This window comes from Pseudomonas alcaligenes, assembly GCF_041729615.1.
Lineage (GTDB): Bacteria > Pseudomonadota > Gammaproteobacteria > Pseudomonadales > Pseudomonadaceae > Aquipseudomonas > Aquipseudomonas alcaligenes_B.
In genome coordinates this window covers 1865974-1880924 of record NZ_CP154874.1, presented here as the reverse complement: position 1 = coordinate 1880924, position 14951 = coordinate 1865974, and the positions used below count along the sequence as shown (strand labels likewise).

At 57.3% G+C, this 14951-nt stretch carries 12 protein-coding genes, 6 tRNA genes and 3 rRNA genes; 20 read left to right on the top strand and 1 reads right to left on the bottom strand.

What is annotated here, in order from left to right:
• Positions 1-108: 108 nt before the first annotated feature.
• Entirely contained in the window at positions 109-1308 is a 1200-nt protein-coding gene (tyrS, locus tag AAG092_RS09205; RefSeq protein WP_373389435.1) for a tyrosine--tRNA ligase, read from the top strand.
• Between the two features lie 91 nt (positions 1309-1399).
• On the opposite strand, the gene AAG092_RS09200 is transcribed toward tyrS, so the two are convergent.
• Positions 1400-1780 carry a hypothetical protein gene (locus AAG092_RS09200; RefSeq protein ID WP_373389434.1) on the bottom strand — a complete coding sequence of 127 codons (381 nt, stop codon included), beginning with the start codon at positions 1778-1780 and terminating at the stop codon, positions 1400-1402.
• Between the two features lie 79 nt (positions 1781-1859).
• Between AAG092_RS09200 and AAG092_RS09195 the strand changes: the two genes are divergently transcribed.
• The 19 genes from AAG092_RS09195 (at position 1860) to rplL (ending at position 14880) form a co-directional block, all read left to right on the top strand.
• Positions 1860-3395, top strand: a 16S ribosomal RNA gene (locus AAG092_RS09195).
• 91 nt (positions 3396-3486) lie between these two features.
• A tRNA-Ile gene (locus AAG092_RS09190) sits at positions 3487-3563 on the top strand.
• A 26-nt stretch (positions 3564-3589) separates the two neighbouring features.
• Positions 3590-3665, top strand: a tRNA-Ala gene (locus AAG092_RS09185).
• Positions 3666-3903: 238 nt separating this feature from the next.
• A 23S ribosomal RNA gene (locus AAG092_RS09180) occupies positions 3904-6795 on the top strand.
• A gap of 137 nt (positions 6796-6932) precedes the next feature.
• Positions 6933-7048: ribosomal RNA gene (rrf, locus tag AAG092_RS09175) — 5S ribosomal RNA — on the top strand.
• Together the 16S, 23S and 5S rRNA genes with 2 tRNA genes alongside form the textbook arrangement of a ribosomal RNA operon.
• Before the next feature lie 267 nt (positions 7049-7315).
• Positions 7316-8281 (top strand): bifunctional biotin--[acetyl-CoA-carboxylase] ligase/biotin operon repressor BirA, encoded by a 966-nt coding sequence (birA, locus tag AAG092_RS09170; protein ID WP_373389432.1) that lies wholly within the window; start codon positions 7316-7318, stop codon positions 8279-8281.
• Positions 8271-9014 carry a pantothenate kinase gene (locus tag AAG092_RS09165; protein WP_373389431.1) on the top strand — a complete coding sequence of 248 codons (744 nt, stop codon included), beginning with the start codon at positions 8271-8273 and terminating at the stop codon, positions 9012-9014. Before birA ends, AAG092_RS09165 begins: the two co-directional genes overlap by 11 nt.
• Before the next feature lie 2 nt (positions 9015-9016).
• Positions 9017-9694 (top strand): SPOR domain-containing protein, encoded by a 678-nt coding sequence (locus AAG092_RS09160; protein ID WP_373389430.1) that lies wholly within the window; start codon positions 9017-9019, stop codon positions 9692-9694.
• Between the two features lie 131 nt (positions 9695-9825).
• Positions 9826-9910 (top strand) — tRNA-Tyr (locus AAG092_RS09155).
• A gap of 25 nt (positions 9911-9935) precedes the next feature.
• Positions 9936-10009 (top strand) — tRNA-Gly (locus AAG092_RS09150).
• 26 nt (positions 10010-10035) lie between these two features.
• A tRNA-Thr gene (locus tag AAG092_RS09145) sits at positions 10036-10111 on the top strand.
• 84 nt (positions 10112-10195) lie between these two features.
• Positions 10196-11389 (top strand): elongation factor Tu, encoded by a 1194-nt coding sequence (gene tuf, locus AAG092_RS09140; RefSeq protein ID WP_110683324.1) that lies wholly within the window; start codon positions 10196-10198, stop codon positions 11387-11389.
• A 53-nt stretch (positions 11390-11442) separates the two neighbouring features.
• A tRNA-Trp gene (locus AAG092_RS09135) sits at positions 11443-11518 on the top strand.
• Between the two features lie 49 nt (positions 11519-11567).
• The gene (gene secE / locus AAG092_RS09130) at positions 11568-11936 is read left to right on the top strand and encodes a preprotein translocase subunit SecE (RefSeq protein ID WP_373389429.1); all 369 of its coding nucleotides are present in this window, start codon (positions 11568-11570) and stop codon (positions 11934-11936) included.
• A 9-nt stretch (positions 11937-11945) separates the two neighbouring features.
• Entirely contained in the window at positions 11946-12479 is a 534-nt protein-coding gene (gene nusG / locus AAG092_RS09125) for a transcription termination/antitermination protein NusG (RefSeq protein ID WP_373389428.1), read from the top strand.
• A 118-nt stretch (positions 12480-12597) separates the two neighbouring features.
• Positions 12598-13029 (top strand): 50S ribosomal protein L11, encoded by a 432-nt coding sequence (gene rplK / locus AAG092_RS09120; protein ID WP_110683326.1) that lies wholly within the window; start codon positions 12598-12600, stop codon positions 13027-13029.
• Entirely contained in the window at positions 13029-13724 is a 696-nt protein-coding gene (gene rplA, locus AAG092_RS09115) for a 50S ribosomal protein L1 (protein WP_110683327.1), read from the top strand. Before rplK ends, rplA begins: the two co-directional genes overlap by 1 nt.
• 204 nt (positions 13725-13928) lie before the next feature.
• Positions 13929-14429, top strand: a complete 501-nt coding sequence (rplJ, locus tag AAG092_RS09110) for a 50S ribosomal protein L10 (RefSeq protein ID WP_110683328.1) — start codon at positions 13929-13931, stop codon at positions 14427-14429.
• Positions 14430-14511: 82 nt separating this feature from the next.
• Complete coding sequence (gene rplL, locus AAG092_RS09105) at positions 14512-14880, top strand: 50S ribosomal protein L7/L12 (protein WP_110683329.1); 369 nt, start codon at positions 14512-14514, stop codon at positions 14878-14880.
• Positions 14881-14951 lie beyond the last annotated feature (71 nt).

Genomic DNA, 14951 nt, shown 5'->3' with positions numbered 1-14951 from the left:
ATGCAGGTTATCGGCCCAATGGCTCGAGCCGGTCGCAAGGCTTGTAATTGGTCAATGATCTTGTATGGTTGGCTCCCTTTTGGTTTGCGAGTGGCAACGAGTCCTGTCATGAAGTCGGTAGAAGAGCAGCTGGCGCTGATCAAGCGTGGTGCGGAAGAGGTCCTGGTCGAGTCCGAGTTGGTAGAGAAGCTCAAGCGCGGCCAGCCGCTGCGCATCAAGGCCGGTTTCGATCCGACCGCCCCCGACCTGCACCTCGGCCATACCGTGCTTATTAATAAGCTGCGCCAGTTTCAGGAGCTCGGCCATCAGGTCATCTTCCTGATCGGTGATTTCACCGGGATGATCGGTGACCCCAGCGGCAAGAGCGCGACTCGTCCGCCGCTGACCCGCGAGCAGGTGCTGGACAACGCCGAGACCTACAAGGCTCAGGTATTCAAGATCCTCGATCCGGCCAAGACCGAAGTAGCCTTCAACTCGACCTGGATGGATCAGCTGAGCCCGGCGGATTTCATTCGCCTGGCTTCCCAGTACACCGTGGCGCGCATGCTCGAGCGCGATGATTTCCAGAAGCGCTATGAAGGCAACCAACCGATTGCCATCCACGAGTTCCTTTACCCGCTGGTGCAGGGATATGACTCGGTGGCCCTGCGTGCCGACGTCGAGCTCGGTGGCACCGACCAGAAGTTCAACCTGCTCATGGGGCGTGAGCTGCAGCGTGCCTATGGTCAGTCCTCGCAGTGCATCGTCACCATGCCGCTGCTGGAAGGGCTGGATGGCGTGAAGAAGATGTCGAAGTCGCTGGGTAACTATGTGGGTATCCAGGAGGCTCCGGGCGTCATGTACAGCAAGCTGGTCTCCATGCCCGATGCGCTGATGTGGCGTTACTTCGAGCTGTTGAGCTTCCGTTCCATGGAGGAGATCGAGCAGTTCAAGGCGGATGTCGACAAGGGCGCCAATCCGCGCGATATCAAGATCAAGCTGGCCGAAGAGATAGTCGCGCGCTTCCATGGCGAGGAGGCTGCTGCCAATGCGCACCGTTCCGCAGGCAATCGCCTGAAGGATGGCGAGCTGCCGGACGACCTGCCGGAGGTCGAGCTGCTTTCTATAGAGGATATGCCGATCTCTTCCGTCCTTAATAAGGCTGGCTTGGTGAAGAATGCCGCCGCCGCACGCGATCTGCTGAGCGCAGGTAGCGTCAAGGTGGATGGCCAGGTGGTTGATCGTGGCTTCACGTTCAAGCTGGGCGCGAGCCACGTGTGCCAGGCCGGCAAGAAGGCCTTCGCGCGCATCTCCTTGAAGGCAGAGTGAAAATCTTTGCAGAAAGGAGTTGACGGTTAAATTTGGTCCCCTATAATGCGCACCACTTCCGGCGCAGTCCCCTCAGAAAACTCCTTGAAAATCAAAGAGTTGGATGAAAAAAGAGGTTGACCGGATGGCGGATTCGAGTAGAATGCGCCGGGCTGACAGGGTGGTGGTTGAGTCCTGTTGGTGCTTCGGTCGAATGGATCGGAAGCGGTTGAAAGAGGTGGTTGACAGCGGTTTTGAGCGCTGTAGAATGCGCCTCCCGCTGACGAGAAGAAGTTTGGCTCTTAAGCGCAAGCGGTTGAGAAGAAACGAAAAATTCTTCAAAAACAGCTTGACAGATTGAAAGGCTGCTGTAGAATGCGCGGCCTCGGTTGAGACGAAAGACTTGATCGAAACGCTCTTTAACAACTGAATCAAGCAATTCGTGTGGGTGCTTGTGGAGTAAGACTGATAGTCGCCTGATTATCAGCAACACAAGTAACACTCGTGAATTCGAGAGTTTATTTGCGATTGCTGGGCCAAGTTTAGGGTTTTCTCAAAGCCCAAGCAGTATTGAACTGAAGAGTTTGATCATGGCTCAGATTGAACGCTGGCGGCAGGCCTAACACATGCAAGTCGAGCGGATGAGTGGAGCTTGCTCCATGATTCAGCGGCGGACGGGTGAGTAATGCCTAGGAATCTGCCTGGTAGTGGGGGACAACGTTTCGAAAGGAACGCTAATACCGCATACGTCCTACGGGAGAAAGCAGGGGACCTTCGGGCCTTGCGCTATCAGATGAGCCTAGGTCGGATTAGCTAGTAGGTGAGGTAAAGGCTCACCTAGGCGACGATCCGTAACTGGTCTGAGAGGATGATCAGTCACACTGGAACTGAGACACGGTCCAGACTCCTACGGGAGGCAGCAGTGGGGAATATTGGACAATGGGCGAAAGCCTGATCCAGCCATGCCGCGTGTGTGAAGAAGGTCTTCGGATTGTAAAGCACTTTAAGTTGGGAGGAAGGGCAGTAAGTTAATACCTTGCTGTTTTGACGTTACCAACAGAATAAGCACCGGCTAACTTCGTGCCAGCAGCCGCGGTAATACGAAGGGTGCAAGCGTTAATCGGAATTACTGGGCGTAAAGCGCGCGTAGGTGGTTCAGCAAGTTGGAGGTGAAATCCCCGGGCTCAACCTGGGAACTGCCTCCAAAACTACTGAGCTAGAGTACGGTAGAGGGTAGTGGAATTTCCTGTGTAGCGGTGAAATGCGTAGATATAGGAAGGAACACCAGTGGCGAAGGCGACTACCTGGACTGATACTGACACTGAGGTGCGAAAGCGTGGGGAGCAAACAGGATTAGATACCCTGGTAGTCCACGCCGTAAACGATGTCGACTAGCCGTTGGGATCCTTGAGATCTTAGTGGCGCAGCTAACGCATTAAGTCGACCGCCTGGGGAGTACGGCCGCAAGGTTAAAACTCAAATGAATTGACGGGGGCCCGCACAAGCGGTGGAGCATGTGGTTTAATTCGAAGCAACGCGAAGAACCTTACCTGGCCTTGACATGCTGAGAACTTTCCAGAGATGGATTGGTGCCTTCGGGAACTCAGACACAGGTGCTGCATGGCTGTCGTCAGCTCGTGTCGTGAGATGTTGGGTTAAGTCCCGTAACGAGCGCAACCCTTGTCCTTAGTTACCAGCACCTCGGGTGGGCACTCTAAGGAGACTGCCGGTGACAAACCGGAGGAAGGTGGGGATGACGTCAAGTCATCATGGCCCTTACGGCCAGGGCTACACACGTGCTACAATGGTCGGTACAAAGGGTTGCCAAGCCGCGAGGTGGAGCTAATCCCATAAAACCGATCGTAGTCCGGATCGCAGTCTGCAACTCGACTGCGTGAAGTCGGAATCGCTAGTAATCGTGAATCAGAATGTCACGGTGAATACGTTCCCGGGCCTTGTACACACCGCCCGTCACACCATGGGAGTGGGTTGCTCCAGAAGTAGCTAGTCTAACCGCAAGGGGGACGGTTACCACGGAGTGATTCATGACTGGGGTGAAGTCGTAACAAGGTAGCCGTAGGGGAACCTGCGGCTGGATCACCTCCTTAATCGAAGACTTCAGCTTCTTCATAAGTTCCCACACGAATTGCTTGATTCACTTGCGAAAAGCGATTGGGTTGAGACCCGAGAGTGACGATTGGGTCTGTAGCTCAGTTGGTTAGAGCGCACCCCTGATAAGGGTGAGGTCGGCAGTTCGAATCTGCCCAGACCCACCAATTGTCGGGATGGCCAGTGTCTAAACGGGGCCATAGCTCAGCTGGGAGAGCGCCTGCTTTGCACGCAGGAGGTCAGGAGTTCGATCCTCCTTGGCTCCACCATCAACTCAAGATCGCTGAAAGCTCAGAACTGAGCATCTGCCAAGACTGGTTGAGATGTTGAGTTCTGGACTTTGCGCCAGAACTGTTCTTTAAAAATTTGGGTATGTGATAGAAGTGACTAACAATGTGTTTCACTGCACATTGTTAATCAAGGCAAAATTTGCGAGTTCAAGCGCGAATTTTCGGCGAATGTCGTCTTCACGTTACGAATCTATAACCAGATTGCTTGGGGTTATATGGTCAAGTGAAGAAGCGCATACGGTGGATGCCTTGGCAGTCAGAGGCGATGAAAGACGTGGTAGCCTGCGATAAGCTTCGGGGAGTCGGCAAACAGACTTTGATCCGGAGATCTCTGAATGGGGGAACCCACCCAGCATAAGCTGGGTATCATGCACTGAATACATAGGTGTATGAGGCGAACCAGGGGAACTGAAACATCTAAGTACCCTGAGGAAAAGAAATCAACCGAGATTCCCTTAGTAGTGGCGAGCGAACGGGGATTAGCCCTTAAGCTTCTTTGATTTTAGCGGAACGCTCTGGAAAGTGCGGCCATAGTGGGTGATAGCCCTGTACGCGAAAAGGTCTTAGAAGTGAAATCGAGTAGGACGGCGCACGTGAAACGTTGTCTGAATATGGGGGGACCATCCTCCAAGGCTAAATACTACTGACTGACCGATAGTGAACCAGTACCGTGAGGGAAAGGCGAAAAGAACCCCGGAGAGGGGAGTGAAATAGAACCTGAAACCGTATGCGTACAAGCAGTGGGAGCCTACTTTGTTAGGTGACTGCGTACCTTTTGTATAATGGGTCAGCGACTTATATTCAGTGGCGAGCTTAACCGAATAGGGGAGGCGTAGCGAAAGCGAGTCTTAATAGGGCGTTTAGTCGCTGGGTATAGACCCGAAACCGGGCGATCTATCCATGGGCAGGTTGAAGGTTAGGTAACACTGACTGGAGGACCGAACCGACTACCGTTGAAAAGTTAGCGGATGACCTGTGGATCGGAGTGAAAGGCTAATCAAGCTCGGAGATAGCTGGTTCTCCTCGAAAGCTATTTAGGTAGCGCCTCACGTATCACTCCAGGGGGTAGAGCACTGTTTCGGCTAGGGGGTCATCCCGACTTACCAAACCGATGCAAACTCCGAATACCTGGAAGTGCCGAGCGTGGGAGACACACGGCGGGTGCTAACGTCCGTCGTGAAAAGGGAAACAACCCAGACCGTCAGCTAAGGTCCCAAAGTTATGGTTAAGTGGGAAACGATGTGGGAAGGCTTAGACAGCTAGGAGGTTGGCTTAGAAGCAGCCACCCTTTAAAGAAAGCGTAATAGCTCACTAGTCGAGTCGGCCTGCGCGGAAGATGTAACGGGGCTCAAACCATACACCGAAGCTACGGGTATCACGTAAGTGATGCGGTAGAGGAGCGTTCTGTAAGCCTGTGAAGGTGAGTTGAGAAGCTTGCTGGAGGTATCAGAAGTGCGAATGCTGACATGAGTAACGACAATGCGAGTGAAAAACTCGCACGCCGAAAGACCAAGGTTTCCTGCGCAACGTTAATCGACGCAGGGTTAGTCGGCCCCTAAGGCGAGGCAGAAATGCGTAGTCGATGGGAAACGGGTTAATATTCCCGTACTTCTAGTTACTGCGATGGGGGGACGGAGAAGGCTAGGCCAGCACGGCGTTGGTTGTCCGTGTTTAAGGTGGTAGGCAGAGATCTTAGGTAAATCCGGGGTCTTAATGCCGAGAACTGATGACGAGCGTTCTTTTAGAATGCGAAGTGGTTGATGCCATGCTTCCAGGAAAAGCCTCTAAGCTTCAGGTAACTAGGAACCGTACCCCAAACCGACACAGGTGGTCGGGTAGAGAATACCAAGGCGCTTGAGAGAACTCGGGTGAAGGAACTAGGCAAAATGGCACCGTAACTTCGGGAGAAGGTGCGCCGGTGAGGGTGAAGTATTTACTACGTAAGCCCATGCCGGTCGAAGATACCAGGCCGCTGCGACTGTTTATTAAAAACACAGCACTCTGCAAACACGAAAGTGGACGTATAGGGTGTGACGCCTGCCCGGTGCCGGAAGGTTAATTGATGGGGTTAGCGCAAGCGAAGCTCTTGATCGAAGCCCCGGTAAACGGCGGCCGTAACTATAACGGTCCTAAGGTAGCGAAATTCCTTGTCGGGTAAGTTCCGACCTGCACGAATGGCGTAACGATGGCGGCGCTGTCTCCACCCGAGACTCAGTGAAATTGAAATCGCTGTGAAGATGCAGTGTATCCGCGGCTAGACGGAAAGACCCCGTGAACCTTTACTGTAGCTTTGCACTGGACTTTGAGCCTGCTTGTGTAGGATAGGTGGGAGGCTTTGAAGCGTGGACGCCAGTTCGCGTGGAGCCATCCTTGAAATACCACCCTGGCATGCTTGAGGTTCTAACTCTGGTCCGTCATCCGGATCGAGGACAGTGTATGGTGGGCAGTTTGACTGGGGCGGTCTCCTCCCAAAGAGTAACGGAGGAGTACGAAGGTGCGCTCAGACCGGTCGGAAATCGGTCGCAGAGTATAAAGGCAAAAGCGCGCTTGACTGCGAGACAGACACGTCGAGCAGGTACGAAAGTAGGTCTTAGTGATCCGGTGGTTCTGTATGGAAGGGCCATCGCTCAACGGATAAAAGGTACTCCGGGGATAACAGGCTGATACCGCCCAAGAGTTCATATCGACGGCGGTGTTTGGCACCTCGATGTCGGCTCATCACATCCTGGGGCTGAAGCCGGTCCCAAGGGTATGGCTGTTCGCCATTTAAAGTGGTACGCGAGCTGGGTTTAGAACGTCGTGAGACAGTTCGGTCCCTATCTGCCGTGGACGTTTGAGATTTGAGAGGGGCTGACCTTAGTACGAGAGGACCGGGTTGGACGAACCTCTGGTGTTCCGGTTGTCACGCCAGTGGCACTGCCGGGTAGCTACGTTCGGAAAAGATAACCGCTGAAAGCATCTAAGCGGGAAACTTGCCTCAAGATGAGATCTCACTGGAGCCTTGAGCTCCCTAAAGGGCCGTCGAAGACTACGACGTTGATAGGTTGGGTGTGTAAGCGCTGTGAGGCGTTGAGCTAACCAATACTAATTGCCCGTGAGGCTTGACCATATAACACCCAAACAATCTGTAGATTGTCGGTGATGGTGAAGTCGACAAACGAACCGAAAGTTCGCTAAGAACCGCAAAGCCAAGATCACATACCCAATTCGCTGTGGCGGCTTAACACCGACACAGCAACCGAATTGCTTGACGACCATAGAGCGTTGGAACCACCTGATCCCATCCCGAACTCAGTAGTGAAACGACGCATCGCCGATGGTAGTGTGGGGTTTCCCCATGTGAGAGTAGGTCATCGTCAAGCTCCTATCCCCAAACCCCCATCCGCGAAAGCGGGTGGGGGTTTGGCCTTTCTGGGCGAAAAACTTTCCAGGGCTGCTGTCTCGGCAGTCCGAGGGCAAAGTGCGCAGGCCGCATGCGTGAATCGCGCGCATTAAAAAGCCACCGCACCGGTGGCTTTTGTCTCTGTGGCAAGTCGGCGCGGCTCTTGTGCTCTGCGCGGGGTCACATTTCTAGGCATTTCCGGGCCGCATCGTTATGATGCCTGCCTCTTTGCCTGGGCGTTATTTTGATGCGCGAAGTGCTGCAACTGCTGCGAGATGGCGAGTTTCATTCCGGTGAGGCCCTGGGGGCTTTGCTGGGGGTGAGTCGTGCGGCTGTATGGAAGCGCCTGGAGCATCTCGAGGCCGAGCTCGGTCTGGTAATTCACCGGGTGCGTGGTCGGGGCTATCGCCTTGCGTCGCCGCTGTCTCTTCTGGATCGGGAGGCGATTGTCTCCGCCTCCCGCGATGCCGGTTGGAATGCCTTGGTCTTTGATAGTCTCGACTCGACCAATGCCGAAGTGCTGCGCCGTCTGGCGGCGGGAGAGGCGGCGCCCTTGCTGGTCCTGGCGGAGCGACAGGAGAGTGGTCGTGGTCGCCGCGGTCGGGCCTGGGTGAGTCCTTATGCCGAGAATCTCTATTACAGCCTTGGTCTGCGTCTGGAGGGTGGGGTCTTTTCTCTCGACGGCCTCAGCCTCTCCGTGGGTCTTGCGGTGTTGCGTAGCCTGCATGAGTTTGGGGTGACCGATGCCGGGCTCAAGTGGCCCAATGATCTGCTGGTGGCGGGGCGCAAGATAGCCGGCGTGCTGCTGGAGCTTTCGGGCGACCCTGCCGGTGCTTGTCAGGTGGTGATAGGCATTGGCGTGAACGTGAATATGCTGCCAGGCCCCGGCGTCGCTATCGACCAGCCTTGGACGTCGCTGCGTGAGCGCTGTGGCCGCCTGGTCGGGCGTACCGAATTGGCCCTGGCGTTGGGGCAGTGGTTGCGGCATTACCTGGGGCGGCATGAGCGCGGGGGATTCGCGGCGTTGCGCGAGGAATGGGAGTCCTGCCACCTCTGGCAGGGGAGAGAAGTCAGCTTGTTAGCTGGCCCGCAATGCATCGATGGTGTCGTTCTGGGGGTGGATCACCAGGGGGCATTGCGCCTGGATGTGGCGGGACGGGAGCGGCAGTTCAGTGGTGGCGAGCTTAGCCTGAGGTTGCGTGATGATTCTTGAGCTGGACTGCGGGAATAGTCTGATCAAATGGCGATTGCTGGGTCGTGATCCGGTCGGCGGTGTGGTCGGCTCCGACGATGAGCTGCTGCGAGCGCTGCGTGCTATGGCCGGGCTCGTTCTCGAAGGCTGTCGGTTGGTCAGTGTACGCAGCGATGCGGAAACCTCCGCGCTGGTCGCGGCACTGACTGCCGAGTTCGGCTGTCGAGTACTGTGCGCGCAGCCGGCGCAAGTGTTGGCCGGGGTGCGCAATGGCTATGACGAGTATGCGCGGCTGGGGTTGGACCGCTGGCTGGCTGTGGTAGGCGCCTACCAGTTGGCTCGGGGGGCTTGCCTGGTCCTGGATCTCGGTACCGCGGTGACTTCCGATTTCGTCGCGGCTGACGGCGAGCACCTGGGGGGCTTCATCTGCCCGGGGCTGCCGCTGATGCGCAACCAGCTGCGTACCCATACCCGGCGCATTCGTTATGACGATGCTGCGGCCATGCAGGCCTTGCAGAGCCTGGTACCGGGGCGTTCGACGGTGGAGGCTGTCGAGCGTGGATGCGCCCTGATGCTGCGCGGCTTTGTCCTGACGCAGGTCGAGATCGCTCGAGAGCGCTGGGGTGATGAGTTCAGTATCTACCTGACCGGGGGGGACGCCGGGCTCGTTTGCGAGGTGCTGCCGCAGGCCAGGCTGGTGTCTGACCTGGTGTTTGTGGGGCTGGCGCAGGCCTGTCCATTGTCTGGAGACTGAGCATGCGCTGGTTCTTTCTGCTTCTACTGGTTCTCAACCTCTTCTATTACGTCTGGCATCAGCAGCAGGCGCCGCTGAGGGTGAAGGAGGTCGAGCCCATGCTGCTGTATCAGGGCGGGCAGCAGGGGTTGCGTCTGCTCGATGCCGCGGATCGTGCCAAGGTTCGTCCCGAGGCTCCGCAGCCTTCGCTGGTGGCGCAGGGGGAGACCTGTCTGTATCTCGGCAGTTTCCAGCAGGAGGATGGCGCACGGCAGGTGGAGCAGCGTCTGATGGCGCTGGATATTCAGGCGCAGGTGCGTGCTGTCGATGCGGCGGCCGGGCTGGATTACTGGGTCTACCTGGCTCCCCTGGCATCACGGCAGGCGTCGCTGCGTCAGCTCAAGGAGCTGCAGGCGCGCAAGATCGACAGCTACATCATCACCCAGGGGGATCTGGCCAATGGCATTTCTCTGGGTATCTTTCCGCGCAGTGATTCGGCGGCGAGTGTCATGCAGCGTTTGCGCGATGCGGGCTATGAGCCGCTCCTGCGCGAGTTGCCGCGAGCGCAGCGCAGTTTCTGGGTGCGCATCGCCCCCGAGAGCAGGCGCCTGGCGGATGATGCGCTGCCGCAGCTCGCCTCGGACTTCAAGGAGCTGCAGCATCAAATAATGCCATGCGAAAACGTTGCAACTGCCCAATAGTTTGCATAGAATGGCGCCCGCTTTGCGGGGGTGGATTCGCAGAGTTGCTGTCAGACATTGCTAACCTCAAGTTTTTATTGAGAAATTGCTTGACAGTAGGGTGGCATGAGAAGAGAATGCCGCCTCCATTTGGAGGGGTTCCCGAGCGGCCAAAGGGATCAGACTGTAAATCTGACGTCATAGACTTCGAAGGTTCGAATCCTTCCCCCTCCACCAGATTAAAGCGTGAGCTGCAGGCTCCGCGGGCATAGTTCAGTGGTAGAACCTCAGCCTTCCAAGCTGATGATGCGGGTTCGATTCCCGCTGCCCGCTCCAAGTTTGTTGTTCGTGCAAAGTGTTTCGCTCATGTAGCTCAGCTGGTAGAGCACACCCTTGGTAAGGGTGAGGTCAGCGGTTCAAATCCGCTCATGAGCTCCACTTCAACAAAGGCAGATATGCAGATATCTGCCTTTGTTTTAATGGCAGTGTCAGTTCTCAATTCCTTGTTCGGAGACGAGTCAGATGGCTAAGGAAAAATTCGAGCGTAACAAACCGCACGTCAACGTTGGCACCATCGGTCACGTTGACCACGGTAAAACCACTCTGACCGCTGCTCTGACCCGCGTCTGCTCCGAAGTGTTCGGTTCGGCCAAGGTCGAGTTCGACAAGATCGACTCGGCTCCGGAAGAGAAGGCTCGTGGTATCACCATCAACACTGCTCACGTTGAGTACGACTCGGCTGTGCGTCACTACGCGCACGTTGACTGCCCGGGCCACGCCGACTACGTGAAGAACATGATCACCGGTGCTGCCCAGATGGACGGCGCGATCCTGGTGTGCTCGGCTGCCGACGGCCCCATGCCGCAGACCCGCGAGCACATCCTGCTGTCCCGTCAGGTAGGTGTTCCCTACATCGTCGTGTTCCTGAACAAGGCCGACATGGTTGACGATGCCGAGCTGCTGGAACTGGTCGAGATGGAAGTTCGCGACCTGCTGAGCACCTATGACTTCCCGGGTGATGACACCCCGATCGTCATCGGTTCCGCTCTGATGGCTCTGAACGGTCAGGACGACAACGAGATGGGTACCACCGCTGTCAAGAAGCTGGTCGAGACCCTGGACTCCTACATTCCGGAGCCGGTTCGTGCCATCGACATGCCGTTCCTGATGCCGATCGAAGACGTGTTCTCGATCTCCGGTCGCGGCACCGTGGTTACCGGTCGTGTCGAGCGCGGTATCGTCAAGGTTCAGGAGGAGATCGAGATCGTCGGTCTGCGTCCGACCACCAAGACCACCTGCACCGGCGTGGAAATGTTCCGCAAGCTGCTCGACGAAGGTCGTGCCGGCGAGAACTGCGGCGTGCTGCTGCGCGGCACCAAGCGTGATGAAGTCGAGCGTGGCCAGGTTCTGGCCAAGCCGGGCACCATCAAGCCGCACACCAAGTTCGAAGCCGAAGTGTACGTGCTGTCCAAGGAAGAAGGTGGTCGTCACACCCCGTTCTTCAAGGGCTACCGTCCGCAGTTCTACTTCCGTACCACCGACGTGACCGGTTCGTGCGAACTGCCGGAAGGCGTTGAGATGGTAATGCCGGGCGACAACATCAAGATGGTTGTCACCCTGATCAAGCCGATCGCCATGGACGACGGCCTGCGTTTCGCGATTCGCGAAGGCGGCCGTACCGTTGGCGCCGGCGTGGTTGCCAAGGTCATCGAGTAATCGGTTGATCTGACTCGGTAAGGCCGGCATAATGGTCGGCCTTACTTCGATTTAGGCCAGTAGCTCAATTGGCAGAGCGGCGGTCTCCAAAACCGCAGGTTGGGGGTTCGATTCCCTCCTGGCCTGCCAGATTCCTGGTTAGAAGTGGATCTGGCGTTTCTTTCAACAGGGTTTTCTCATGAATGCCAAAGCTGAAGCTCAAAACTCCCGCTTTGATGTGCTGAAGTGGTTCGCTGCAGCTGCTCTGGTCGTCGCAGGTGTTGTCGGCAATCAGTATTTCTCGGCTGAACCGCTTCTGTATCGCGTGCTGGCTTTGCTGGCGCTGGCCGTTGTGGTCGGCTTCGTCGCGCTGCAGACTGCGAAAGGTCAGGCGTTCTTTGCTCTGGCAAAAGAAGCGCGCATCGAGATCCGCAAGGTGGTCTGGCCGACGCGCCAGGAAACCACCCAGACCACGCTGATCGTGGTCGCCGTGGTGCTGGTGATGTCGCTGGTCCTGTGGGGCCTGGACAGCCTGCTGGGCTGGCTTGTTTCGTTGATTGTCGGTTAAGGGTGTCCCGTGGCTAAGCGTTGGTACGTCGTGCATGCTTACTCGGGTTACGAGAAGCATGTCATGCGCTCGTTGATCGAGCGCGTCAAGCTGGCTGGCATGGAAGGCGAGTTCGGCGAGATTCTGGTCCCCACCGAAGAAGTGGTGGAGATGCGTAACGGCCAGAAACGCAAGAGCGAGCGCAAGTTCTTCCCTGGCTATGTGCTGGTGCAGATGGAAATGAACGAGGCGACCTGGCACCTGATCAAGGATACGCCGCGCGTCATGGGCTTCATCGGTGGTACCGCCGACAAGCCGGCGCCGATCACCGAGAAAGAGGCTGACGCCATCCTGCGCCGGGTTGCCGACAGTGGCGACAAGCCGAAGCCGAAGACCCTGTTCGAGCCGGGCGAAACCGTCCGCGTCATCGACGGTCCGTTTGCCGACTTCAATGGCGTCGTCGAAGAAGTTAACTACGAGAAGAGCCGGATCCAAGTGGCCGTGCTCATTTTCGGTCGCTCCACGCCGGTGGAGCTGGAGTTCAGTCAGGTCGAGAAGGCATAACTGGACAATGCATCCCGTACCCCGCAGCCATAGGCTGCGGGGTTTTGTCGTCACTGGGATAAATGCGTACTAACCGGGGAGCCTCGCCGAGGCGTCTGACCCGATATTGGAGTAGCTCATGGCTAAGAAGATTCAGGCTTACATCAAGCTGCAAGTGAAGGCCGGCCAGGCCAACCCGTCGCCGCCCGTCGGTCCCGCTCTGGGTCAGCACGGCGTGAACATCATGGAATTCTGCAAGGCGTTCAACGCCAAGACCCAGGGCATGGAGCCTGGTCTGCCGACTCCTGTGATCATCACCGTTTACAGCGACCGCAGCTTCACCTTTGAAACCAAAAGCACCCCGGCTTCGGTGCTGCTGAAGAAGGCTGCCGGCCTGACCAGTGGTTCCGCTCGTCCGAACACCGTCAAAGTGGGCACCGTTACCCGTGCTCAGCTGGAAGAGATCGCCAAGGCCAAGCAGGCCGATCTGACCGCAGCTGACCTGGATGCGGCCGTGCGTACCATCGCCGGCTCCGCGCGTAGCATGGGCCTCAACGTGGAGGGTGTGTAATGGCTAAGCTGACCAAGCGCCAGAAGGCTATCGCCGAGAAAGTCGAAGCCGGCAAGGCATACAACTTCGAAGAGGCCGCCAAGCTGCTGGCCGAGCTGTCCACCGTCAAGTTCACCGAGTCCTTCGACATCGCCGTGAACCTGGGTGTGGATCCGCGTAAATCCGACCAGGTCGTGCGTGGCGCCACCGTGCTGCCGAACGGCACTGGCAAGACCGTCCGCGTTGCCGTGTTCACCCAGGGGCCGGGCGCCGAAGCCGCTCTGGCCGCCGGTGCCGACAAGGTCGGTATGGACGACCTGGCCGCCGAGATGAAGGCTGGCGATCTGAACTACGACGTGGTCATCGCTTCCCCGGACGCCATGCGTGTCGTCGGCCAGCTGGGCCAGGTTCTCGGTCCGCGTGGCCTGATGCCGAACCCGAAGGTCGGTACCGTGACTCCGGACGTGGCTACTGCCGTGAAGAACGCCAAGGCCGGTCAGGTACGTTTCCGTACCGACAAGAACGGCATCATCCACACCTCCGTCGGCAAGGTCGGCTTCGACGCCGCCGCGCTGAAGCAGAACGTGGAAGCCCTGCTGACCGACCTGAAGCGCCTGAAGCCGTCGACCTCCAAAGGTATCTACGTCAAGCGCGTGACCCTGAGCACCACCATGGGTCCGGGTCTGGTGATCGATCAGGCTTCTCTGGAAGCATAAGTGACAAGGCCGGCGGATTCGTCCGCCGGCCCGCAAGATTGGGGTCCCTGCCTGGCGGGGGCTATCCAAGACCGTAGGCGGCGCAAGCCTTAAACCAGGACGTTCTCAAGCCTACGCAGATGGTGCTCCCGATTCTACCGAATCAGACACCAAAACGACGTCAGCCCTAGGGCCGACGAAACGGTAACATCCAGGAGTAAACCCGTGGCAATTAAACTCGAAGACAAGAAGGCCATCGTCGCTGAAGTCAACGAGGCTGCCAAAGCCGGTCTGTCCGCTGTCGTGGCTGATGCCCGTGGCGTGACCGTCGGCGCAATGACCGGACTCCGTAAAGAGGCCCGCGAAGCTGGCGTATACGTGCGTGTCGTGCGTAACACCCTGCTCAAGCGCGCCGTTGAAGGCACTCAGTTCGACGTGCTCAGCGACGTGTTCAAAGGCCCGACCCTCATCGCTTTCTCCAACGAGCATCCGGGCGCTGCCGCCCGTATCTTCAAGGAGTTCGCCAAGGGTCAGGACAAGTTCGAGATCAAGGCAGCTGCGTTCGAGGGTCAATTCCTCGCAGCCAATCAGATCGACGTACTGGCAACTCTGCCGACCTACAACGAAGCCGTTGCCCAGCTGATGAGCGTGATTCAGGGCGCCACCAGCAAGCTGGCTCGTACTCTGGCGGCTATTCGCGACCAGAAAGAAGGCGCTGCCGCCTGATTCAGGCGCGACGTCCCTTTCCCGTTAATTTGTTTAATTCGATGGCCGCGAAGGCTGTCACCCCAATACAGGAATTAGAGTCATGGCTCTGACCAACGAAGACATCATCAACGCCGTATCCGAAATGTCCGTCATGCAGATCGTTGAACTGATCAAGGCGATGGAAGAGAAGTTCGGCGTAACCGCCGCTGCCGCCGTTGCCGCTGGCCCGGCTGTTGCTGCTGCCGCTGCTGAAGAGCAGACCGAGTTCAACGTCGTTCTGGCCGAAGCCGGCGACAAGAAAGTGAACGTGATCAAGGTCGTTCGCGAACTGACCGGTCTGGGTCTGAAAGAAGCCAAAGAGAAAGTCGACACCGCTCCTCAGGTCGTTGCCGAAGGCCTGACCAAGGAAGCTGCCGAAGACGCCAAGAAGAAGCTGGAAGAAGCTGGCGCCAAAGTCGAGCTCAAGTAAGCGACGACCTTGCGTCTACAGCCCGAGCTTTGAGCGAAAGGCTGATGGCTGGTGGCAAATGCCACCGGCCT